At 67.5% G+C, this 22701-nt stretch carries 19 protein-coding genes; 13 read left to right on the forward strand and 6 right to left on the reverse strand.

Going from position 1 to position 22701, the window contains the following annotated elements; all coding sequences use genetic code 11:
* Window positions 1-321: 321 nt before the first annotated feature.
* Both CLV29_RS15130 and CLV29_RS15135 read right to left on the reverse strand, forming a co-directional pair.
* Window positions 322-2139, reverse strand: a complete 1818-nt coding sequence (locus tag CLV29_RS15130) for an Ig-like domain-containing protein (protein ID WP_133755925.1) — start codon at window positions 2137-2139, stop codon at window positions 322-324.
* A gap of 96 nt (window positions 2140-2235) precedes the next feature.
* Window positions 2236-3273, reverse strand: coding sequence for an LLM class flavin-dependent oxidoreductase (locus CLV29_RS15135; RefSeq protein WP_133755926.1), 1038 nt, complete (start codon window positions 3271-3273; stop codon window positions 2236-2238).
* A gap of 112 nt (window positions 3274-3385) precedes the next feature.
* Here CLV29_RS15135 and CLV29_RS15140 point away from each other — a divergent pair, with 112 nt between their 5' ends.
* The 4 genes from CLV29_RS15140 to CLV29_RS15155 all read left to right on the forward strand — a co-directional run bounded on the left by CLV29_RS15140 (window position 3386) and on the right by CLV29_RS15155 (window position 8217).
* Window positions 3386-4114 (forward strand): HAD family hydrolase, encoded by a 729-nt coding sequence (locus tag CLV29_RS15140; RefSeq protein WP_133755927.1) that lies wholly within the window; start codon window positions 3386-3388, stop codon window positions 4112-4114.
* Window positions 4115-4231: 117 nt separating this feature from the next.
* Entirely contained in the window at window positions 4232-6736 is a 2505-nt protein-coding gene (locus CLV29_RS15145) for a glycoside hydrolase family 65 protein (protein WP_133755928.1), read from the forward strand.
* A gap of 102 nt (window positions 6737-6838) precedes the next feature.
* Window positions 6839-7243, forward strand: a complete 405-nt coding sequence (locus CLV29_RS15150; RefSeq protein ID WP_208292983.1) for a helix-turn-helix domain-containing protein — start codon at window positions 6839-6841, stop codon at window positions 7241-7243.
* Entirely contained in the window at window positions 7240-8217 is a 978-nt protein-coding gene (locus CLV29_RS15155) for a hypothetical protein (RefSeq protein WP_133755929.1), read from the forward strand. Before CLV29_RS15150 ends, CLV29_RS15155 begins: the two co-directional genes overlap by 4 nt.
* Window positions 8218-8281: 64 nt before the next feature.
* Here the strand turns inward: CLV29_RS15155 and typA are convergent, their stop codons facing one another.
* On the reverse strand, window positions 8282-10156 hold the full coding sequence (typA, locus tag CLV29_RS15160) for a translational GTPase TypA (protein WP_133755930.1): 1875 nt from the start codon (window positions 10154-10156) through the stop codon (window positions 8282-8284).
* A gap of 284 nt (window positions 10157-10440) precedes the next feature.
* Here typA and CLV29_RS15165 point away from each other — a divergent pair, with 284 nt between their 5' ends.
* The 4 genes from CLV29_RS15165 to CLV29_RS15180 all read left to right on the forward strand — a co-directional run bounded on the left by CLV29_RS15165 (window position 10441) and on the right by CLV29_RS15180 (window position 13992).
* Entirely contained in the window at window positions 10441-11313 is an 873-nt protein-coding gene (locus CLV29_RS15165; RefSeq protein WP_208292984.1) for an alpha/beta hydrolase, read from the forward strand.
* 74 nt (window positions 11314-11387) lie between these two features.
* Entirely contained in the window at window positions 11388-11852 is a 465-nt protein-coding gene (locus tag CLV29_RS15170) for an NUDIX hydrolase (RefSeq protein ID WP_133755931.1), read from the forward strand.
* 56 nt (window positions 11853-11908) lie between these two features.
* A complete protein-coding gene (gene ligD, locus CLV29_RS15175; RefSeq protein ID WP_133755932.1) occupies window positions 11909-12865 on the forward strand; it encodes a non-homologous end-joining DNA ligase in 957 nt (318 codons plus the stop codon).
* A 209-nt stretch (window positions 12866-13074) separates the two neighbouring features.
* Window positions 13075-13992, forward strand: a complete 918-nt coding sequence (locus CLV29_RS15180; protein WP_133755933.1) for a hypothetical protein — start codon at window positions 13075-13077, stop codon at window positions 13990-13992.
* An 83-nt stretch (window positions 13993-14075) separates the two neighbouring features.
* Here the strand turns inward: CLV29_RS15180 and CLV29_RS15185 are convergent, their stop codons facing one another.
* The gene (locus tag CLV29_RS15185; RefSeq protein WP_133755934.1) at window positions 14076-15191 is read right to left on the reverse strand and encodes a GTPase family protein; all 1116 of its coding nucleotides are present in this window, start codon (window positions 15189-15191) and stop codon (window positions 14076-14078) included.
* A 95-nt stretch (window positions 15192-15286) separates the two neighbouring features.
* On the opposite strand from CLV29_RS15185, the gene CLV29_RS15190 reads away from it, so the two are divergent.
* Complete coding sequence (locus CLV29_RS15190) at window positions 15287-17167, forward strand: penicillin-binding transpeptidase domain-containing protein (RefSeq protein WP_166649304.1); 1881 nt, start codon at window positions 15287-15289, stop codon at window positions 17165-17167.
* Between the two features lie 48 nt (window positions 17168-17215).
* Here CLV29_RS15190 and CLV29_RS15195 read toward each other — a convergent pair whose 3' ends face one another.
* Complete coding sequence (locus CLV29_RS15195) at window positions 17216-18286, reverse strand: inositol-3-phosphate synthase (RefSeq protein WP_133755936.1); 1071 nt, start codon at window positions 18284-18286, stop codon at window positions 17216-17218.
* A 103-nt stretch (window positions 18287-18389) separates the two neighbouring features.
* Here CLV29_RS15195 and CLV29_RS15200 point away from each other — a divergent pair, with 103 nt between their 5' ends.
* Together CLV29_RS15200 and CLV29_RS15205 are read left to right on the forward strand one after the other, a co-directional pair.
* A complete protein-coding gene (locus tag CLV29_RS15200) occupies window positions 18390-18911 on the forward strand; it encodes a type III secretion system chaperone family protein (protein WP_243831972.1) in 522 nt (173 codons plus the stop codon).
* A 48-nt stretch (window positions 18912-18959) separates the two neighbouring features.
* Window positions 18960-19709 carry a phosphoglyceromutase gene (locus CLV29_RS15205; RefSeq protein WP_133755937.1) on the forward strand — a complete coding sequence of 250 codons (750 nt, stop codon included), beginning with the start codon at window positions 18960-18962 and terminating at the stop codon, window positions 19707-19709.
* 78 nt (window positions 19710-19787) lie between these two features.
* On the opposite strand, the gene phoU is transcribed toward CLV29_RS15205, so the two are convergent.
* Entirely contained in the window at window positions 19788-20447 is a 660-nt protein-coding gene (gene phoU, locus CLV29_RS15210; protein ID WP_133755938.1) for a phosphate signaling complex protein PhoU, read from the reverse strand.
* Between the two features lie 187 nt (window positions 20448-20634).
* Here phoU and CLV29_RS15215 point away from each other — a divergent pair, with 187 nt between their 5' ends.
* Together CLV29_RS15215 and CLV29_RS15220 are read left to right on the forward strand one after the other, a co-directional pair.
* On the forward strand, window positions 20635-21924 hold the full coding sequence (locus tag CLV29_RS15215; protein ID WP_243831973.1) for a sensor histidine kinase: 1290 nt from the start codon (window positions 20635-20637) through the stop codon (window positions 21922-21924).
* A complete protein-coding gene (locus tag CLV29_RS15220) occupies window positions 21921-22598 on the forward strand; it encodes a response regulator transcription factor (RefSeq protein ID WP_133755939.1) in 678 nt (225 codons plus the stop codon). The genes CLV29_RS15215 and CLV29_RS15220 overlap by 4 nt, the downstream gene beginning before the upstream one ends.
* Window positions 22599-22701: the final 103 nt, after the last annotated feature.

Below are 22701 nucleotides of genomic sequence, written 5' to 3' on the forward strand. Positions count from 1 at the left end.
TTCCCGGGAATGACCTCCGCGGCCGCGGTTTCGGTCCCCGTGGATTCACATCTGCGGCCGCGACGAAGGCGCTGGGCCCGTGGGTGCAGCACCGGGTGTGGTTCCGGGGCGGCCCATGACGCAACTCATCGGGACCTGTGGCGACCTACGCCTGCGATCAGGTCGCCATAACTTCCGACAATTTGGGTTGTGGCCCGGGCAATCGGGTTGGCTTCGGATCTTCGGGGGCGCGCTCGTGGAGCTGGGGAAAGCGAATGCGCCGCGAACCAGGAGGTTCGCGGCGCATTCGCCTGCCATCAGGTGGTGATCACCCGATCACTGTCAGTTGCGACGTCGGCCCAGCAGCGTCGCACCGGCCAGGCTCAGGCCCAGTGCCGCGACCAGCGCCGCCACACCGAGCGGGGCGCCGGTCTCGGCCAGGTTCGGCGACGACGGTGTGCGCGGACCCGAGCTGCTGGACGGGGTCGCGCCCTCGGTCGGTGTCGCGGACGGGGCACCCGCCGGGGTGGCCGATGGCGTCCCGGTCGGTGTCGCGGACGGGGTCTGCGACGGCGTTCCGGTCGGGGTGGCCGACGGTGTTCCGGTCGGGGTGGCCGGCGGGGTTCCGGTCGGGGTGACCGATGGCGTCCCGGTCGGTGTCGCCGTAGGCGTCCCGGTCGGTGTCGTGGACGGGGTGGCCGAAGGTGTCGCGGACGGGGTGGCCGATGGCGTGCCGGTCGGTGTCGCGGACGGGGTCTGCGACGGCGTTCCGGTCGGCGTCGCCGTGGGAGCCACCGACGGCGGCGTCGTGGGGGTCACCGACGGTGGCGTCGTGGGAGTCCCCGACGGAGGCGTCGACGGGGTCGGCGACACCGATGGGACCGGGAAGACATTGGTGGCGGTCACTGTGATCACCTCCGGGCTGTCCTCACCAACGGTGATCACATTGCTCGGATCGAAGCTCACCTCGCTCGCGCCCTGGTCGTCGGTCTCCGACACGGTGCACACCGAGCCGGCCGGGATGGCGCCGACCGAGACCGGGGTCTGCTCGGTCACCGTGACGTCCTTCGGGTAACCCCGAACGGTCTCGTCGTCGAGCAGGCAGCTGATCTGGAACGCGAAGTCGGTGGCCGTGGTCTCACCCGCGACTGCCTTCACCAATTGGAGCTGGTGATAGTTGTCCCCCTCGCCGACCGCACTGGCCTCGAAGTAGATGACCTCATTGTCGGTCGTCCACTCGTTGTCACTCACCACGCGGTTCGGGAACACATCGCCCTGGCTGACGTCATCCGGCAGGTTCAGGGTGTAGGTGATCACGTAGAGGTTGTCCGCCCGGTCGGGGATGGAGCCGAAGTTCACCGTCAAGGTGTGGTTCTGCGGATCGCTGGTGGCGGTGTACTGCTCGGTCGGCAGCGGGGTGAAGCGGCCCTGCCAGTCGTTGGGGGACCACTCATCCTTCGGTGCGGAGTAGACGTGGTACTCGTCCAGGCTCAACCGGGAGTCGTAGGTGTCGACCACCTCGGTCGACTCCTCGCCCAAAAACTCGCCGGGCACGAAGACGAAGTTCGTGATCTGCCGGCCGTCGAGGTTGATCCAGCCGATCTTCCGCGGTTCGGTCGGAGCCGGCATTCCCTCGCCGATACCGATGCCGGTCGGGATGGAGACGTCGAAGCTGGTCCCGGTGCCGGTCTCGAACTGGGTGCTGGTGGCGTCGGTGGTCGCCTGCGCCTGGGCGTAGAAGTTGATCTGGCCGCTGACATCGGCGTGGGTGTCCACGTAGTCGGACAACGTGCAGGTGATCCGGTCGGCCTCGATCACGCATTCACCGACGGTCTCGCTGCCGTCGGGGGTGAGGATCGGGAAGCTGCCGGAGAAGAAGGTGAAGTCACCCGGGGCATCCTTGGGGATGGCCAGGCTGAAGGTGTCACCTTCGGTCGCCGTGGCCGGCAGCGCCCAGTCGGCCTGCATCTCCAGGACGTCCCACTGGTCGAGGGGGTCGGTCTCGGAGACGATCCGGACATCGGTGATCGCGTCGATCTCGGCGGCCTGGGCCGGGGTCGCACCGAAGATGCCGACCACCGCCAACAGCATGCCGAGCACGGTCAGCCCGGCTCCGCGCAGCGCACGTCGCGGCCCCGAAGGGGCCTTCGGTTGTTCCACGTCATCTCCCTACAGCTACGAACAGGTTGTCGAAAGTGACACTATTGATCGCAGCACGGGAGCGCTAGCCGACGGTGAGGTTCTGCACAGATTTTCTCAGGAGAGCCGGGGAGACCAGCCCAGGGCAGGTCCCAAGGACTGCGCCAGGTCGGTCAGGATCTGCCGATGGTCCTCGGCCTCGAAGGTGAAGGGCAGCGCGAAGACCACTTCATCGACCTCCCGGAACCCGGCGTGGGACCACAGGCGATCGGCCAACTCGCTGGAGTCACCGACCAGGTCGGGGGAGAGCAACAACCCGCGCGGACCATGCGCGGTACGGGTGCGCTCCAGCCGCGACTCGGCATAGGCGTGGTAGCGACGCTTCTGCTCGGCACTGGCCGAGTCGGTCGGGATCACCACCAGGCCCTGTGACGCCCGGGCCTTCGCCCCGGCCGGATGGTGCTCGCGGAAGGCGGCCACATCCCCGGCCTGCACCCGGGCGAAGGCATCGGGTTCACTGCCGTCGACACCGGTGCCGGCGGCGAAGACGACCGAGGAGGTGAGGTAGTTCAACCCCTGCTGGCCGGTCCAGATCGCCGAGTCGCGGCCACCGCCGTACCACAACCGCTGCGCCAGGCCCGGTGAATGGGGTTGGACGTGATCGGAGAACTCCTCGATGCCGACGGTCCCGGCAGCACTGATCGGGTCACCGCGCAGGAAGTTGCGCAACCGGATCACCCGCTGCTTGGAGAAGTCCTCCGACTCCAGGGTGTCGGGATACATCGCCTCGCGGTAGCGCTCGAAGTTCATCGGCGTACCGCTGGACACCCCCGGATTCAGGCGTCCGCCGGAGAGGATGTCGACCGTCGCCAGATCCTCGGCCAGCCGCAGGGGATTCTCCGCGCCGAGCGGGATCACCGCGGTGCCGAACTCGATCCGGGAGGTACGCATCGCCGCCGCAGCCAGGACCGCGACCGGGGAGGAGATCCCGTGCTGCAGGTGCCGATCCCGCAGCCAGACGCTGTCCAGACCGAGTTCCTCGGCGAATTCGATCATCGCCAGGGTCTCTCGATGGCCGGCCCCCGGGTCGGCCGGATCGAACAGACCGATGGTCAACACTCCGAGACGACGCAGGGGTTCTCCGGGACGCGGCATGGACACGAGTCTGCCACTGTGGCCGATGTCGTGGGCGGCTGTCCCAGTGAGTGCGGGTACCGTTTCGCGGCGGAGTCTTCACCCGGGCCGGATCGGCTCTAGGGTTGGCCCCATGACCCTGCTGAACTGGGACTCCGTGGGAGCCGCACTGTTCGACCTCGATGGTGTGATCACGCCGACCGCCGAGGTGCACATGCGCGCCTGGGAGAAGATGTTCAACGACTACCTGTCGACGATCGACGGGCAGGCGCCGTACACCACCGACGACTACTTCGCCCATGTCGACGGCAAACCCAGGTTGGAGGGGGTACGGACCTTCCTCACCTCCCGCGGCATCGAACTGCCCGAGGGCGATCCCGACGATCCGCCGGAGGCCGACACCTTGTGGGGGCTGGGGAATCGGAAGAACGCGCTGTTCACCCAGGTGCTCGACGAGGAGGGGATCCAGCCGTACCCCGGGTCGATCCAGTTGGTCGATGCGCTGCTGGGGCGCGGTGTCCGCTGCGCCATCGTCTCCTCGTCGAAGAACGCCAAGGCGGTGCTCGCCACCGCCGATGTGATCGGCAAGTTCGAGCTCATCGTGGACGGGGTGGTGGCCGCCGAGCAGGGGCTGGCCGGCAAACCGGCCCCGGACACCTACGCCTGGGCGGCCGAACAGTTCGGCCTGCCGAACGACCGCGCGGTGGTCCTCGAGGACGCCATCTCCGGGGTCCAGTCGGGTCGTGCCGGCCGATTCGCCCACGTGGTCGGGGTCGACCGCGGTGCCGGTGAGCAGGCCCTGCGCGACAACGGTGCCGACATCGTCGTCACCGATCTGGCAGAGCTGCTGCCGGACAGCTGAGAACGAGCGGTCGCAACGGGGCCCAGGCTCCCGGGCGATCGACGACCCACGGGCCCGCCGAACGGACTGCGGATCCGGTTGAACACACGTTGGACCACGACCGTCGAAGGACTGGGAATGCACAAGTATCCCTCCCCGCACGTACCACCGCCCGCAGTCGATCCGCTGGATCGGACCCGGTTCCCGGTGAACGAGTGGGCACTGGTGGAGGAGCAGTACAGCGCCGAGGATCTCGGCGTCACCGAGACCCTGTTCGCCGTCGGCAACGGTTACCTCGGTATGCGGGGTACGCCGGAGGAGGGGCGCGACACCCACACCCACGGCACCTACATCAACGGGTTCCACGAGACCTGGCGGATCGAGCACGCCGAGGATGCCTTCGGCCTGGCCCGGGTGGGGCAGACGATCGTCAACGTGCCCGACGCGAAGGTGATGAAGATCTACATCGACGACGAGCCGTTGCTGTTGTCGATGGCCGATCTGGAGGAGTACTCCCGGGTGCTCAGCTTCGCCGACGGCGTGCTCACGCGGCAATTGCTGTGGCGTACCCCTTCGGGCAAGCGGGTACGGATCCTCAGCCGCCGGATGGTCTCGTTCGCCGAACGCCATGTGGCGGTGATGACGCTCAGCCTGGAACTGCTCAACGGTGACGCGCCGGTGGTCATCTCCAGCCAGATCCTCAACCGTCAGGACGGCAAGGACGAGTACCACGTGAAGTCGGCCGCCATGGGTGAGGGAGGCGATCCGCGGAAGGCCGAGAGCTTCGACCGGCGGGTGCTCGACCCGCAGTTCAAGCAGGTCGAGAAGGACAGCCTGCTGCTGCTCGGCTTCCGTACCGCGGAGTCGAAGATGACGATCGCGGTCGGCGCCCAGCATCTGATGGAGACCGAGAACAACTACAAGATCTTCTCCGAGGCCGAGGACGACTCGGCGAAGGTGGTCTACCGGATCGACGCCAAGCAGGGCGTACCGATCGACCTGGCGAAGGTGGCGGTCTACCACACCTCCCGCGGGGTACCCGTGACCGAGCTGGTCGACCGGTGTCGGCGGACGGTGGAGCGGATCGTCCGGGACGGGGTCGATCACGCCTTCAGCCAGCAGCGCGAACTGCTGGATCGTTTCTGGGATCGCTCGGATGTGGTGGTCGAGGGTCAGCCGGAGGTGCAACAGGCGGTGCGCTGGAACCTGTTCCAGCTCGCCCAGGCCGCGATCCGTGCCGAGGGGCAAGGCATCCCGGCCAAGGGTATGACCGGTTCGGGTTACGGCGGTCACTACTTCTGGGACACCGAGGTCTACGCCCTGCCGTTCTTCACCTACACCACCCCGCGGGTGGCCCGGAACGCGCTGCGGTTCCGCTACACAATGCTGGATGCGGCCCGCAAGCGGGCCGCCGAGCTCGCCCAGGTGGGTGCGCTCTACCCGTGGCGCACGATCAACGGTGAGGAGGCCTCGGCCTTCTTCGCCGCCGGCACCGCGCAGTACCACATCGACGCCGACATCAGCTATGCGCTGATGAAGTACTACCTGGCGACCGGGGACCGGGACTTCATGCTCCGTGAGGGGATCGACATCCTGGTCGAGACCGCACGGTTGTGGGAGGACCTCGGCTTCTGGCGGTCCAACGGCGACCATTCGTTCCACATCCACGGAGTCACCGGGCCGGACGAGTACACCACGGTGGTGAACGACAACCTGTTCACCAATGTGATGGCGATGTTCAACCTGTCGGCGGCCGCGCAGGTGCTGACCGACATCGCCGAGACCGATCCGGAGGCCTTCGAGCGGATCTCCCGGCGGTTGCAGATCGGTGACGACGAGATCGAGCGTTGGCGTTCGGCCGCGGCGGCGATGTTCGTCCCGTTCGACGCCGAACTGGGGGTCCATCCCCAGGACATCCACTTCGTCGAGCGCGAGGTCTGGGACCTGGACAACACCCCGGACTCGGTGCGGCCGCTGCTGCTGTACTTCCACCCGTTGGTGATCTATCGCTTCCAGGTGCTGAAGCAGGCCGATGTGGTGCTGGCGATGTACCTGCGCGGGGACTACTTCACGGCGGAGGAGAAGCGGGCGAACTTCGAGTACTACGACCCGATCACCACTGGTGACTCCACCCTCTCGGCGGTGGTGCAGTCGATCGTCGCCGCCGAGGTCGGATACGACGAGCTGGCGCTGCGCTACTTCTACGCCGGCCTGTTCGTCGACCTGGACGATCGCCACGGCAATGCCAGCGACGGGGTCCACGTCGCCTCGGCCGGCGGCATCTGGTCCTGCCTGACCGCCGGCTTCGGCGGGCTGCGCGACTACACCGGGGAACTGAGCTTCGATCCGCGACTGCCCGACAGCTGGCAGGCATTGTCGTTCAAACTGCGCTGGCACGACTCGCGGATCCACGTCCGGGTGGAGGCGAAGACGATCAGCTTCACCCTGCTGGAGGGCGATCCGGTCCAGGTGATGGTCCGCGGTGCCGAGTACACCGTCACCGCCGAGGAGCCGGTACGGGTCGAGCTGCCCGATCAGGGCCGGCGGATCGGTGGCAGTGTCGGCAGCCTGCCGCAGGTCGCCGGCCACCGCGAGGACGGCAGCACCATCACCTCCACCGTGCCCCGGATCGACATCGAGTGAGGCAGCCGGACCGGCCCGGGCGACCGGCAGGAATCCTCTGCGGTTGCTGAGAAGTTTGCTCCCGGCTTGAGTTTGCAAGCTGGCGGCTAACAGTATGGATGGATGGCCGGGCAACGGGTGGGTGAACACCTCGGCGAGCGGATGACCTCGCTGGGGGAGTTCATCGCCGCCCAGCGCCGGGCCGCGCAGTTGTCGTTGCGGCAGCTGTCCGAACAGGCGGGGGTCTCCAACCCGTACCTCAGTCAGATCGAACGAGGTCTCCGCAGACCCTCGGCCGAAGTGTTGCAGCAGCTGGCCAAGGCGCTGCAGGTCTCGGCCGAAACCCTCTTCGTCCGGGCCGGGATCCTCGACCCCGACGACGGGCGGCCGGATGTGGTCGGCGCGATCTGGGCCGATGAACGGCTCAGCAGTGCGCAGAAGACGGCCCTGCTGGCCGTCTACGCCGAGTTCGCCCGCGACCAGGCAGCTTCGGAGATGTCCACCAACCGACAAGGAAACCGAACATGACCCAGGATCAGCCCAACAACCATGACCAGTCGGCGGCGGCGGCCTCGGACCCGACCATCGTGGACGCCACCGAGGCGACCAACCCGGTCGACCCGTCGACCGAGTTCCACCCCGATCGGGCCGCGGGCACGACCGAGTACTCCGATGTCGCCGGGGCCGAGCGGGTCGCCGGTGAGGTTCCCTCGGACGCGGTACCGGGTGAGGACGAACCCGCGCTGGGAGATCGTCCGACGACGCCGACCGAGACCAGCGGTGGCGCCAACGCCACCGGTTCGGCCGATGCGACCTTCGGCACCGGGCCTACGAGCAGCAGCTTCGCCGAGGATTCGGCCGCCGGGGACGATGCAACCGAGTCGGGCGCCAAGGACGACTCGACGGCCGATCCGAAACCGGCGTCGTCGCAGATCGCCGATGCCGGGGTGAAGACCTTCTACGCCCTGGCCGGGTTGACCGATGCGGTCGCCGAGCAGGTACGCAAACAGGCCGAGGCCGCCACCGAGGCGATCCAGACCCGGGCCTCGGACCGGGATGCCCGCCGCAAGGAGGAGGCCGAGAAGCTGCGGAAGGCACTCGACGATGCGCCGGACCAGCTGAAGGCCCTGCCCGAGACCCTGCGGGCGCAGTTCGAGAAGTTCATGGACGCCTTCGACCAGTTCGCCGGCCGCGGCCGCAACCGGGTCGACAGCCTGCGGGAGCAGTTTGCGGCGAGTGTCCGTGACGGCGCCAAGGAGGCCAAGGAGGAGGCCGCGGAGTCGGCGGCGAAGGCCGAGGACGATGCCGAGGTCGCCCGCGTGCAGGCAGTGGCCGAGGCCCATGCCCAGGCCACCCAGACCGAGGACGAGGCCGAGCTCGCCCGGCAGGAGGCGCTCGCCCGGGCCGATGCCGATCGGCTGGCCGCCGAGGAGACCGCCGAGGGAGCGGAGAAGCTGGCCGACAAGATCGATCCGAAGGTGGACACCGACAACGATCGCTGACACCTCGGGCGAAAGGCGAAGGGCCCGGTGATGATCATGGTCATCACCGGGCCCTTCGCATCGCTCAGGAGTTGCGCGCCTTGTTCCGCGACTTCGCCCGATCATTGGCGGCCAGCTGCACCTTCCGGATCCGGACCGCATCCGGGGTGACCTCCAGGCACTCGTCACCGCGACAGAACTCCAGCGCCTGTTCCATGTTCAGCAGCTTCGCCGGGATCAACCGTTCCAGTTCCTCACCGGTGGAGGAGCGGACGTTGGTCAGCTTCTTCTCCTTGGTGGGGTTGACATCCATGTCATCGGCGCGGGCGTTCTCGCCGACGATCATGCCCTCGTAGACCTCCGCACCGGGGCCGACGAACATGGTGCCGCGCTCCTGCAGGTTGAACAGTGCGTAGGAGGTGACGACACCCTTGCGGTCGGCCACCAGGGAACCCGTCGGGCGGGTCCGCAACTCACCGAACCAGGGCTCGTAGGAGTCGAAGACGTGGTGCATCATCCCCGTACCGCGGGTGTCGGTGAGGAACTCGGTACGGAACCCGATCAGTCCGCGGGCCGGTACCAGGTACTCCAGTCGTACCCAGCCGGTGCCGTGGTTGATCATCTGCTCCAGCCGGCCGCGGCGGGTGCCGAGCAGCTGGGTGACCGTACCCATGTGCTCCTCGGGTACGTCGATGGTCAACCGCTCCACCGGCTCGTGCACCTTGCCGCCGATCTCCTTGGTGACCACCTCCGGTTTGCCGATGGTCAGCTCGAAACCCTCCCGGCGCATGGTTTCCACCAGGACTGCCAGCTGTAGCTCGCCACGTCCCTGCACCTCCCAGGTGTCGGGGCGCTCGGTGGTGTTGACCCGGATCGAGACATTGCCGATCAGTTCCTGATCAAGCCGGGCCTTCACCAGACGGGCGGTCAGATTCTTGCCCGACTTGCCGGCCAGCGGTGAGGTGTTGATGCCGATGGTCATCGAGATCGACGGCTCGTCGACGGTGATCAACGGCAGCGGAACCGGGTTCTCCGGGTCGGCGATGGTCTCGCCGATGGTGATCTCCTCGATACCGGCGATCGCCACGATGTCACCCGGTCCGGCCGATTCGGCCGGCTCCCGGTCCAGGGCCTTGGTGATCAACAACTCGCTGAGCTTGACGTTCTTCACGCTGCCGTCGGCCCGGCACCAGGCGACGTTCTGGTTGCGGTGCAGTTCACCTTCGATGATCCGGCACAGTGCCAGACGACCCAGGTAGGGCGATGCGTCCAGGTTCGTCACATGCGCCTGCAGCGGCGCGCCCTCGGTGTAGCGCGGGGCCGGGATGTGGTCGAGAATGGTCGCGAACAGCGGCTCCAGGTCTTCGGAATCCGGCATCTCGCCGTCGGCTGGCTGGTTCAGCGAGGCGCGGCCGGCCTTCGCCGAGGCGAAGACCACCGGGAAGTCCAGGGCGTCCTCGGCGGCATCCTCGTCCAGCAGGTCCATGAACAGGTCGTAGGTCTCCTCGACCACCGCCGAGATCCGGGCGTCGGGGCGGTCGACCTTGTTCACCACCACGATCAGCGGCAGCTTCTTCGCCAGCGCCTTGCGGAGGACGAATCGGGTCTGCGGCAACGGCCCCTCGGAGGCATCGACCAGCAGCACCACACCGTCGACCATCTCCAGGCCACGTTCGACCTCGCCACCGAAGTCGGCGTGGCCGGGGGTGTCGATGATGTTGATCGTCGTGGTCGTACCGTTCGGTGCCTTGTGCTCCACGGCGGTGTTCTTGGCGAGGATGGTGATGCCCTTCTCGCGCTCCAGGTCGCCGGAGTCCATCACCCGGTCGTCGACCGACTGGTTGGCCCGGAATGCACCGGACTGCCACAGCATCGCGTCGACCAGGGTGGTCTTTCCGTGGTCGACGTGTGCGACGATCGCGACATTGCGCAGATCGTCACGGCTCTTGACAGCAGGCATGCAAACTCCGATTGGCTCAACGGTGGGAACCCGTCGAGTCTAGTGCCAATGCGCGCAGGGACCGATTTCGGCTGCGCCGGATTGCCGGGCCAGGCCCGGGTCACGGTCCACGGTGGCTGCAGGCAGAGCCCGGCGGGTGAGCCTGGGGCGCTCGGGTGGGAGTCGCTGCGAGACCGGGCTCGAGGGCGCAGGTGAGCGGGATCGGGCGGGCGACGGCTGTGAGATCGGGCTCATCGAAACCGTGGGTGAGGTCGCCGCCGCGATCGGGGACCTAGGCTGGTGACGTGGGTATTGCAGGTCGGATCGCTGCCGGAACCGCTGTCGCGCTCGGAGCTGGGCTCGCCGTCGCCGGAGCCGCTGCCGCACAGGTGATCAGCGGACCGCAGCGGCCGCGGTTGCCGTACGGGTTCACCCCTTATGAGGTCGGTGTCCCCAGCGAGGATGTCAGCTTCGCCTCCGCCGACGGGACCCCGTTGCACGGCTGGTGGTTCGACCGGCCCGGCAGCGAGCAGGTGGTGATCTGCTGTCACGGCCACCGGGGTTCGAAGGCCGATCTGCTGGGGATCGCGCCGGGACTGTGGCGGACCGGTCGTTCGGTGTTCGTCTTCGACTTCCGGGGCAGTGGTGAATCCGGTGACGGACCGCAATCGCTGGCCTTCCGGGAGCAGGACGATCTGCGCGCGGCGATCGATCTGGTGGCCGCTCGCCGACCCAATGCCGAGATCGTCCTGTTCGGTTTCTCCATGGGCGCCGCGGTCTCGATCCTGGTCGGTGCCGACGACCCGCGGGTCGGCCGGTTCGTCCTCGACTCGCCGTTCGCCGATATGACCGATGTCATCCGTACCGCCGTCCACCGGATGCGATTGCCGACCTTCCCGTTGCTGCCGTTGACCGACCTGGCGACCGGGATCCGCTACCGCTACCGGTTCGACGATGTGCGTCCGATCGATGTGATCGGAAAGCTGTCGCCGCGACCGCTGTTGCTGCTGCATGCCGAGGACGACACGATCATCCCGATCGACCATGCGCACCGGTTGTTCGCGGCCGCCGGTGAGCCGAAGGAACTCATCACCTATCCCGGGTTCGACCACTGCGGTGGCTACTTCGCCGACCGGCCCGCGTTCATCGCCCGGGTCGCGGAGTTCCTCGACCGCTGAGTGGGCGATGCGCCGCGAGGCGCGGACCAGCTCGCCGATCGAGTGCGCGCCGGCGGCGTCGATACTGTGGTGCCATGCCCGTACCGGAGTTCATCCGAGACCTGCGACGCAAGATCGGTCACGACCTGCTCTGGCTGCCCGGTGTCACCGCGGTGGTGCTGCGGGATCATCAGGTGTTGTTGGTGCGCCGGGCCGACAACCTCGCCTGGACCCTGGTGACCGGGATCGTCGAACCGGGGGAGAACCCCGCCGAGGTCGCCGTCCGGGAGGTCTGGGAGGAGGCCCGGGTCCGCTGCCGGATCGAGGCACTGGTCCGGGTTGCGGCCGGTGCGCCGATGGTGCACGCCAATGGCGATCATGCCCAGTACCTCGACCACACCTTCGAATGCCGTTATCTCGACGGGCAGGCCGAGGTCGGTGACGACGAATCGGTCGAGGTCGGCTGGTTCGACCTCGACGCCCTGCCCGACCTGGGTCCCGAACAGCACGAGCGGCTGCAGGCGGTGCTGGATCACACCGGGGCGGTACGGTTCGGCTGAGGGTCGCCGGTCCGGGCGGCTGGGCCTAGGGTGTCCCTACGAGAGCGGAGGGGTCGATGGCCGACGCGGTGGAACTCGAGGTGGGCGGTCGTACCGTCCGGGTGACGAACCCCGACCGGACCTATTTCGACGAACTCGGTCTGACCAAGCTGGATCTGGTCGAGTACTACCTGTCGGTCGGCGACGGGATCGTCAACGCCCTGCGCGAACGGCCGTGCATGTTGCATCGCTTCCCGAAGGGGCTCAGCGGCGAGAAGGTGCATCAGAAGCGGCTGCCGAAAGGCGCACCGGACTGGGTGGAGACCGTCGAGCTGTGGTTCCCGCGCTTCGGTCGTACCGCCGATGAGCTGTGCGTCACCGAACTGGCCGAGGTGATCTGGGCGGTGCAGATGTCGACCGTGGAGTTCCACCCCTGGAACTCGCGGCGGGCCGACGTCGAGAAGCCTGACGAGTGGCGGATCGACCTCGATCCGGGGGACGAATGCTCGTGGCAGACCGTGGTGCGCAGTGCCGAGGTGACCCGTGAGGTGCTGGACGAGCTGGGAGCGGTCGGGTGGCCGAAGACCTCCGGCGGGCACGGGATGCACGTCTACGTCAGGATCGCTCCCGATCACGGTTTCACCACCGTCCGGCGAGCGGCCTTGGCCTTCGCGAAGGAGGTGGAGCGCCGGCTGCCGGAGCAGGTGACCACCACCTGGTGGCGCAAGGACCGGGACCCGGCGAAACTCTTCGTCGACTACAACCAGAACTCCCGTGACCACACGATCGCCAGTGCCTATTCGGTACGGGGGAATCAGCGAGGTACGGTCTCGGCGCCGCTGACCTGGGACGAGGTACCCGATGCCGAGCCTGACGACTTCACGATCCTCACCATGCCCGCGCGGTACGCCGAACTGGGTGATCTGCATGCGGGCATCGACGCGGAGGTCTTCGACATCACCCCGCTGCTGGAGTGGGCCGACCGCGACGGCCTGCCGGAGGCCAAGCCCGGCCCCGAGATCCCCGACCCCTGATCCCCAACCCCGCCTGATCCCCAACCCCGCCCCCTGATCTCCAACCCCGCCCCCTGATCCCCAACCCCGCCCCCTGATCCCCAAATTGTCGGAAGTTATGGCGACCTCACGACGGGTGTAGGTCACCACAGGTCCCGATGAGTTTCAGTTCGGCGGGTTTGCCTGTGGACAACCCGTGAGCGGCCGCCGGCAGCGGGTGAGGATCGAGGGTGCCCCGTACCGAGCCGTTGCCTGCCGGACTGCAGGAGAGACCGTTCGTCCTGACCGACCCTTGCGCCCGAGGGCTCAGCCGCTCACGGCTTCGTGCGGGCGACCTCGCCTCACCGAGCCGCAGCATCCGGATCCCGGCCGGCGCGGTCGGTGACGAACGAGGACTCGCCGAGGCCGTGCTCGCGCTGACGCCGAATGCCTGGTTGTCACATCAGACCGCCGCCCGGCTGTACGGACTGACACTGCCTGCGGGCCTGGCGGCCGACCCACGGATCCACGTCTCCCGGCCGCAGCGCCGGAACCCGCCCCAGCGCCGCGGGGTGTGCGGCCATGTCGGGCGGATCGACCTGCAGGCGGAGGTGGGAGACCTCGACGGACTCCCGATCACCCGGCCCAGCCGTACCTGGTTCGACCTGCTGTCGACGCTGACCCTGCAACAGGCCGTGGTCATCGGCGACCAACTGATCCGAACACCCCGCCCCGGACTCGAGGACCGGGAACAACCGTGGTGCACGATCGACGATCTCGCCGAGGTGATCTCGCGCAATGACTGCCGTCCCGGCATCCGGCTCGGCCGTGAGGCGCTGCCGCTGATCCGGGTCGGTTCCGATTCCCCGCCGGAGACCCTCCTGCGGCTGGCGATCGTCGCCGCAGGCCTGCCCGAGCCGGAGCTGCAGATCCCGCTCCTCCCCGGTGTGGCAGGCAGCCCCGAGGGGGATCTGGGCTACCGAAATCGCAAGCTCGTCATGCAGTACGAGGGGCAGCACCACCTGCATCGGCAACAGCAGACCTCCGACATCCGGCGTGACCAGCTGTGGCAGGACGCCGGTTGGCAGGTGCTGCGCTGTGATGTGGCCGACCTGCGGCAGGGATTCGTCCGGCCGCTGCAGTGGGTACGAATGAGGCTGGCTGCCTGAGCCGTACCGGCCCCTGTGCGCAACTCATCGGGAGCTGTGGTGACCTGGGGTCGCGATCTGGTCGCCATAACTTCCGACAATTGTCAGCGGCGGATCTTCGGGGCGCGCTTGCCCAGCTCCCGCAGGAACATCTCGCGGACCGCGGAGGAGTCGAGCACGCCGTCGACCTGCGGCAGCTTGCCGGCCGCGGCCCGCTGACAGACCTGCACCCAGGCATGCCCCATGGCGAAGGTGAAGCTGGAGGCGACGCTGGCCGAGATCGCCCCGCCGACGAGCGATCCGGCGCCCGGGATGAACTTGAGCAGACCGGTCACCGCAGCCCGGCCGCCGGTCGTGGCCGCCGCGGTGGAGGCGACCGCCAACAACGCCGCGCGGTCGAACTTCAGCTTGTGCACGATCGAGATCCGGCTCATCATCGCCAGCTGGATCGGTACCAACAACGAGGCATCGGCGAACGGAATCGGTACGGCAGCCGCACCCGCCGCGGCGGCCACCGCCGCGGCTATCGCCTTCTCCGACTCCCTGGCCTTCGCCTTGAGATCAACGACCTGCTCGGAGACGAGGGCGGTGTGGACAGCGTCCGGGACAATGCGAAAGGTCGCCTGGAGGAGGTCGATCAAGCCGAAAGCCGGCTGATCCGTGAACGGATCCCTCACTGCATTGGTGAAGATCGGGCGACCGCCGAAGATGGGCAGATTCCGGTCCTCGATGCTGCGGGCCAGCTGCAGGACGTCGGGATGGATCTGCCCGTCCCGGGAAGGCACCTGGGTGAAGACCATGATCACCCCGAGCCCATGATCATTCAGCTTGCCGATGAAGTCGGCCTCGGACTCCTCGAACCGGCGATCCATCGGCCGGACGCAGTACCAGGCGGCATGTGCCTGCTCCTCCAGCGGCTTCTTGCGGTACTCCTTGACGAACTTCGCAAGATCGCCGTGCAGCGTCTTGTCGTCCCGCCCGATCTCCAGGCCCTGGGTGTCGATGATCCCCAGGCGCCCGCGCCGGTCGAGATGCAGATGGCTGGCCCGGGTGACCGGCTCACCGATACCGGTACGGGCGACCTGCTCGCCGAACACGGCGTTGATCAAGGTGGACTTGCCGACACCGGTCTTGCCGAAGACGGCGAGGTTGAATCGGCCGATGCTGGTCGACGCCTTGTCGTACTCGGCGCGGAAGGCGTCGGTGAACCATTCGGACATGGGCCAAGGCTACTGGCAGGACCGCCGATGTGACTGCCCGGCAACTTCGATCCCGGCTGTTGGTCGGTCCACACCCCGACTGCACAATGGGCTGGGTGAGTCCCGCCCGGATCGTTCCTGCCCTCTGCCTGAGCGTGACGACGGCACTGCTCGCCGGGTGTACGGCCGGTCCCGATGAGCCCGGGAAGAGCCCGGAGCAGACCGCCGCCGATCTGGCCTACTACCTGTCGATCGGCCACATCTGGGGTGATCTGCCGCTGACCGCCGGGTCCGAGTCCGCGGCCCTGGCCTACCCCGAGCTGATCAACACCGCGAAGGGGGCCTGGCCGACGGTCACCGTCGACTCGGTGGATCCGAACTCCTGGGCGAGTACCCGTACCGCGGCAACCCTGCGCTGGTCCTGGGACATCGTCCCCGGGGGCGAGCCCTGGACGTACTCGACCAAGGTCGATCTGGTCGACGCCGATGGCATGTGGCGGGCCGATGTCTCGATGGCACAGTTTCATCCCGAGCTCGACGACGGTGAGGGCTTCGAGGTACGCCAGGAGCCCGGGGAACGTGCAGAGATCGTCGATCGAAACTCCGACCCGATCATGAGTGCGATCAACGTCCAGCTGATCGGGATCGACAAACCGTCGGTGGCGGCCGCGGAGCAGGAAGGGGCGGCTCGGGAACTGGCCGAGCTGGTCGAGGTCGATCCAGACCGATTCGTCGAGAAGGTCCTCAATGCCGGCCCGAAGGCGTTCGTCAGCGCCATCACATTGCGGGCCGACGACACCGACGAGGGCCTGCTCGGAGCGCTGGAGTCGATCCCGGGCGGCCGTGCGGTGCTGGATGAGGCGCAACTGGCCCCGAGTCGTGACTTCGCCCGGCCCCTGCTGGGTACGGTCGGCCCGGCCACCGCCGAACTCGTCGAGGAGTCCAAGGGGCGGATCGCCGAAGGGGACGAGGCGGGCCTGTCGGGGTTGTCGCGTCGCTACGACGAGCAGCTACGAGGAACCGGCGCGTCGACGGTGACGATCGACGGTGAACAGGTCTACGACAGCGAGGGAGTCGCGGGGACACCGCTGCAGCTCAGCCTGGACAAGTCGATGCAGGAACTGGCCGACGAACTCGTCGCCGGACGCGACACCCCGGCGGCGCTGGTGGCGATCCAGCCGTCGTCGCAGGAGATCCTGGCTCTGGCTTCGAACCCCGCGGCAGACGGTCAGGCGATCGCCAACACGGGTAGCTACCCGCCGGGCTCGACGTTCAAGATCGTCACCGCGCTGGCCTTGCTCCGCAGTGGGATGAGTCCGGAGGACCTGGTCGAATGCCCGTCCACGATCACCGTCGACGGACGGACGATCGGGAACTATTCCGACTACCCATCGGACTCACTGGGGACGATCACCTTGCGGGAGGCCTTCGCCGAATCCTGCAACACCGCGCTGATCGGTGAGGTGGACAGGCTTTCGGCGACCGACCTGCAGGCTGCCGCCTCGGCATTGGGACTCAACCACGATGCGGAGCTGGGTTATCCGTTCTGGCTGGGGGAGGTGCCGGCAGCCGAGGACGAACTCGACCGCGCAGTGTCGATGATCGGTCAGGGTGAGGTACTGGCGAGCCCACTGGGAATGGCGGCGGTGGCCGCCTCGGTACAGGCCGGTGAACGGGTCACGCCGAAGTTGATCATGGGGGCCGAGGCGCCGGCGCTGGCGCAGCCATCGGGTCCGTTGACCGCGGACGAGGCCGAAGTGCTCCGGGGGTTGATGCGTGGCGTGGTCACCGACGGCAGCGCCTCCGAGCTGGCGGAGCTGGGGGACGAGGTGATGGCCAAGACCGGCACCGCCGAACACGGCAGTGATCCGGTCGGCACCCATGCCTGGATGGTCGGCGTCGACGGGGACATCGCAGTGGCGGTGTTCGTCGCCGACGGGAAGTCCGGCAGCAGCGATGCCGGTCCGATCATGCGAGAATTCCTTTCCCGCAAGTGATTCGGCGCGATCCATCCCAGTGATTCGGCACCCCCTCGGGGTGTCGATTCACTGCACCGAGGCGATGAACTTCTCGAGTTGATCATGCGCGACGTCGTCGGGCAGCTGGATCGGCGGCGACTTCATGAATGCCGAGGCTGCGGCATCGACCGGGCCGCCGAGCCCGGCGTCCTTGGCCAGTTTGGCGATCCGTACCGCGTCGATCATGACCCCGGCCGAGTTCGGTGAGTCCCAGACCTCGAGTTTGTACTCCAGGCTGACCGGTGCGTTGCCGAAGCCGCGGCCCTCCAGCCGGACGAAGGCGAACTTGCGGTCGGTCAGCCACGGCACATGATCACTCGGACCGACGTGGACGTCATCGGCCGGCAGGTCGGCGGCGATGTTGGAGGTCACCGCCCGGGTCTTGGACAGCTTCTTCGACTCCAGGCGCTCGCGCTCCAGCATGTTCTTGAAGTCCATGTTGCCGCCGACGTTCAGCTGATAGGTACGGTCCAGCTTCAGCCCGCGGGACTCGAACAACCGCGCCAGCACCCGGTGGGTGATGGTGGCGCCGAGCTGGGACTTGATGTCGTCACCGATGATCGGCACCCCGGCCTCGCGGAACTTGGTCGCCCACACCGGGTCACTGGCGATGAAGACCGGAATCGCGTTCACGAAGGCGACACCGGCATCGAGTGCGGCCTGGGCGTAGAAGCGGGTTGCCTCCTCCGAGCCGACCGGGAGATAGCTCACCACTACATCGGCACCGGTTTCGGCGAGGACCTTCGCCACGTCGACCGGCTCGGCCGCGGATTCGGTCAGGCCGGCGCGGTAGTAGTGGCCCATACCGTCCAGAGTCGGCGCCCGCAGCACGGGTACGTTCATCACCCCGACATCGGCGAAGTGCAGGGTGTCATTGGGTTCGGCCCAGATCGCCTCGCCGAGATCCCGGCCGACCTTGGAGTCCAGCACATCGAAGGCGGCCACCACCTCGATGTCGCTGATCCGCCACGGTCCGAGCTTGGTGTGCATCAGACCGGGGACCAGGTCCTCGTCGCGGGCATCGGCATAGAAGCTCAACCCCTGGATCAGCGAATTGGCGCAGTTGCCGATGCCGGCGATCGCCAGGCGGATGCTCAATGGTCCTCCATACGTCTGTGCCGCGCTGAACGGTCGGCCCACATGGGGTGGGCAGCGCGAGGCCACCACATGCTAGCTCCCCGGTCGGGGATATCCTGAGTTCGTGACCGAATCGTCGACACCGCACTGGACCAACGCCATGGAAGCGGCGCATGAGGCCGTGCGCTCGGCGCTGTCGGAGTTGGACCTGGAGTGGGAGGAAAGCGATGACGGGTTCGTCGTCACCATCCCCGGCGCCCGGAAACTGAAGACCGAGGTGGCGGTGATGATCGGCCGCCACGCCGTCCAGGTACGGGCATTCATCGCCCGCCACCCGGACGAGAACCTGAGTGGCACCTACGGCTGGCTGTTGCAGCGCAATCTCAAGCTGCGTGGGGTCGCCTTCGCCACCGACCGGCTCGGCGACATCTACCTGATCGGCAATGTGCAGGTGCAGACGGTCACCGCGTACCAGATCGACGCGTTGCTGGGGGAGATCGCCGAGGCCGCCGACGAGTCGTTCAACCCCATCCTCGAACTGGGGTTCGCCTCCTCCATTCGCAAGGAATGGCAGTGGCGTCTCGACCGCGGTGAGTCCACCACCAACCTGGCCGCCTTCGAGCACCTGCGGCCGGATCGGGACTGAAGCCCCACCGAGCCCGTCGCGGACGCCGGTCCTCGCTAGGCTGGGCCCATGACCTCGAAGCTGATCCTGCTGCGCCACGGCGAGAGCGAATGGAACGCCAAGAACCTGTTCACCGGCTGGGTGGATGTGAATCTCAACGACAAGGGGCGGGCGGAGGCCGAACGCGGCGGCCAGTTGCTGCAGAGCAACGATCTGCTGCCCGATGTGGTGCACACCTCCTTGCTGAAGCGGGCGATCAACACCGCCAACATCGCCTTGGTCACCGCGGATCGCGGTTGGATCGAGACCAAGCGGTCGTGGCGGCTGAACGAGCGTCACTACGGTGCCCTGCAGGGGCTGGACAAGTCGGCGACCCGGGAGAAGTACGGCGATGAGCAGTTCATGATCTGGCGCCGCTCCTATGACACGCCGCCGCCGGCGTTGGAGCCCGATGCGGAGTACTCGCAGTTCAACGATCCGCGGTACGCCTCGCTGCCGCCGGAGCTGCGCCCGCAGACCGAGTGCCTGGCCGATGTGGTGGTCCGGATGCTGCCGTACTACTACGACGAGATCGTGCCTGACCTAGCCACCGGCAAAACCGTTCTGGTCGCCGCCCACGGCAACTCGATCCGGGCCCTGGTCAAGCATCTGGACGGCATCTCCGACGCCGACATCGCCGGGCTGAACATCCCGACCGGGATTCCGCTGCTGTACGAGCTGGACGATGCCTACCGACCGATCACGCCGGGCGGGCAGTACCTCGACCCCGATGCCGCGGCGGAGGCGATCCAAGCGGTGGCCAACCAGGGCAAGAAGTAGTACTCCCGCGATCGCCGCAGGAAATAGCAAGGAGCCCCGGTGCCGATGGCACCGGGGCTCTTGGTGATCAGGGGTCGATCAGGACCACACCTCGTCGCCGGACAGTTCGCCCTCGACGATGTAGACGACCTCCCGGCCGAAGGTCACCGCATGGTCGGCGATCCGCTCGAAGTAGCGACCGAGCAGGGCGACGTCGACCGCCGCCTCCACCCCGTACTGCCAGTCGTCGGCCAGCATCAACCGGAACTGGCTGCTGCGCAGATCGTCCATCTCCTCGTCGCGCTCGGCCATCCGCCGAGCCTGGCCGGTGTCCCGGTTGCGCAGCGCATCGGAGGCCTCACCGATCATCCGGACGGCGACTTCCGACATCCGGTTGAAGTTCGGTTCGAGGTCGGCCGGCACCGCGTGATCGGGGTAGCGCAGGCGGGCGATCTTGGCGATGTGGGCGGCCAGGTCACCCATCCGGGTGAAGTCGGCCAGCAACCGCACGGCCACGATCACGGTCCGCAGTTCACCGGCGACCGGCGCCTGCAGGGCCAGCAGGCCGAAACAGCGTTGCTCCAGTTCGGCTGCGAGGTTGTCGATCTGGACGTCGTCGGAGATGACCTGCTCGGCCAGCTGCAGATCAGCGGTCAGCAAGGCCTGGCTTGCATTACGCGTCGCGGTCGAGACCAGCTGCGACAGGCGGACCATGTCATCGACCACGGACTCCAGCTGTTCGCGGTACGAATCGCGCACTCTTTGTCCCTTCCCACTTTCTTGGCTGCATGTGTCAATCAGCAGACCCCAACCTAGGCCCTCGGGGTGACAGCGACAACGCGGGAGGATAACGGACGGTGAACGGCGACTGAACGTGTGGTGCGGCGGCCGGATCGGAACAGCCCGGGTGTGACAGCGGGCCGGTCGCGCCCCCTACGATCGGATCGTGGGTTATGTCCTGGTCGGTATCGGCTGCCTGGTCCTCGGAGCCGCCATCATGTGGCTGATCCGACGACCGCGCCGCCCGCGGATCGATGACACCCCGCCGGCCCTGCTGGATCCGCCCGAGCCGGTCGTACCGGACGGGGTCTCGGAGGTACTGGGCGTGCTGCGGTCCTCGGCGGTGGTGGTCGGCCCGCACGACCAGGTGCTCCGGTCGACCGCCCAGGCCCGGGCGCTGGGGTTGGTCCGGGGGACCCGGGTGGTCGTCCCCGATCTGCTCGACCTGGTCCACGAGGTACGGCAGAACGGCCAGATCGTCTCGGTGGACCTGGAGTTGAGCCGGGGCCATGGCGCACCAGTGCAGTACTTGTCGGTACGTACCGCCCCGCTGGCCGACGACCTGATCGTGATCCTGGCCGAGGACCGTTCGGATGCCCGCCGGGTGGAGGAGATCCGCCGCGACTTCGTGGCCAATGTGAGTCACGAACTGAAGACTCCGATCGGGGCCGTCGCACTGCTCGCCGAGGCCGTGGAGCAGGCTGCCGACGACCCCGAGGCGGTGGTCCGGTTCGCCGGGCGGATGCAGCAGGAGAGCCAGCGGCTGGGGGAACTGGTCAAACAGGTGATCGAGTTGTCCCGGCTGCAGGCCGACGATCCGCTGGTGATGCCGCAGGAGGTCGCCCTCGACCAGGTGCTGGCCAGTGCGGTGGATTCGTGCCGGGTCGATGCCGAGTCCCGGCAGGTGTCGATGACGATCGCCGGGGAGTCCGACCTGCGGGTGAACGGTGACGCGGTGCAGTTGGCCACCGCCATCCGCAACCTGGTGCAGAACGCGGTCAGCTATTCCGATCCCGGCGCCCGGGTGACCGTCGGCGCCCGGGTCCGCCACGATGGCGAGGACGAGGTGATCGACGTCGCCGTCTCCGACAACGGCATCGGCATCCCGCAGAGCGAGTTCGCCCGGATCTTCGAACGCTTCTACCGGGTCGACTACGCCCGCAGCCGCGATCGAGGCGGTACGGGTCTCGGGCTCGCGATCGTCAAGCACATTGCGGCGGCCCATGGCGGGCAGGTGAATGTCTGGAGCCGTCCGGGTCACGGGTCGACCTTCACCATCCGGTTGCCCTCGATCGGCGAGACGGAGCGGGCCGACGTACCACCGGTTGCCGGTGAACTCTCTGAGCCCCAGCAGGTCGCCGGACCCGATGGTGAGGTTCTTTCGGTGGGTAGGCAGTCAGCGCAGAAGGCGGCCGGTGAGGCCGTGGACAAGCATGGTCAGGAGGCCAGGAAATGACCCGAGTGCTCGTGGTCGACGACGAGGAGAACTACCGCGAGACCATCGCCTACATGCTGCGGCGGGAGGGTTTCGAGGTGGTCGAGGCCGCCGACGGCACCGCCGCCCTCGGCGAGTTCGAGCGGGCCGGTGCCGACATCGTGCTGCTGGACCTGATGATGCCCGGGATGTCCGGCACCGAGGTCTGTCGGCAACTGCGTACCCGGGGCACCGTGCCGGTGATCATGCTCACCGCCCGGGACTCCGAGATCGACAAGGTGGTCGGCCTGGAGATCGGTGCCGACGACTACGTCACCAAACCGTTCTCCCATCGTGAACTGGTGGCGCGGATCCGGGCGGTGCTGCGACGGGGCCAGGACATCGAACTGCTGCCGGATGTGATCGAGTCCGGCGGGGTACGGATGGACGTGGAGCGGCACGTCGTCTCGGTCGACGGCAAGCAGGTGAAACTCGCACTGAAGGAGTTCGAACTGCTGGAGATGTTGTTGCGCAATGCCGGCCGGGTGATGACCCGGGGGCAGTTGATCGACCGGATCTGGGGGGTCGACTACGTCGGCGACACCAAGACCCTGGACGTCCACATCAAACGCCTGCGGTCGAAGATCGAACCCGATCCGGCCGATCCCAGCCATCTGGTGACCGTCCGCGGCCTGGGGTACAAGTTCGAGGCCTGAGCTCACCGGGCAAACCCCGGCGATCGGCGGCGGGCCGGCCGGTCTCGATGCGATGAGCGCCACACCCGCCGGGGCGGGGGAACCCGGACCGGGCCGCTAGGGT

It is taken from the genome of Naumannella halotolerans (assembly GCF_004364645.1).
Taxonomy (GTDB): Bacteria; Actinomycetota; Actinomycetes; order Propionibacteriales; family Propionibacteriaceae; genus Naumannella; species Naumannella halotolerans.

Bases quoted from the DNA above. Each gene is read 5' to 3' on its own strand.
- CLV29_RS15135 (WP_133755926.1), bottom strand. From the start codon at position 3,273: ATGCCGCGTCCCGGAGAACCCCTGCGTCGTCTCGGAGTGTTGACCATC.
- CLV29_RS15140 (WP_133755927.1), top strand. From the start codon at position 3,386: ATGACCCTGCTGAACTGGGACTCCGTGGGAGCCGCACTGTTCGACCTC.
- CLV29_RS15145 (WP_133755928.1), top strand. From the start codon at position 4,232: ATGCACAAGTATCCCTCCCCGCACGTACCACCGCCCGCAGTCGATCCG.
- typA (WP_133755930.1), bottom strand. From the start codon at position 10,156: ATGCCTGCTGTCAAGAGCCGTGACGATCTGCGCAATGTCGCGATCGTC.
- CLV29_RS15155 (WP_133755929.1), top strand. From the start codon at position 7,240: ATGACCCAGGATCAGCCCAACAACCATGACCAGTCGGCGGCGGCGGCC.
- CLV29_RS15220 (WP_133755939.1), top strand. From the start codon at position 21,921: ATGACCCGAGTGCTCGTGGTCGACGACGAGGAGAACTACCGCGAGACC.
- CLV29_RS15185 (WP_133755934.1), bottom strand. From the start codon at position 15,191: ATGTCCGAATGGTTCACCGACGCCTTCCGCGCCGAGTACGACAAGGCG.
- CLV29_RS15170 (WP_133755931.1), top strand. From the start codon at position 11,388: ATGCCCGTACCGGAGTTCATCCGAGACCTGCGACGCAAGATCGGTCAC.
- CLV29_RS15205 (WP_133755937.1), top strand. From the start codon at position 18,960: ATGACCTCGAAGCTGATCCTGCTGCGCCACGGCGAGAGCGAATGGAAC.
- ligD (WP_133755932.1), top strand. From the start codon at position 11,909: ATGGCCGACGCGGTGGAACTCGAGGTGGGCGGTCGTACCGTCCGGGTG.
- CLV29_RS15150 (WP_208292983.1), top strand. From the start codon at position 6,839: ATGGCCGGGCAACGGGTGGGTGAACACCTCGGCGAGCGGATGACCTCG.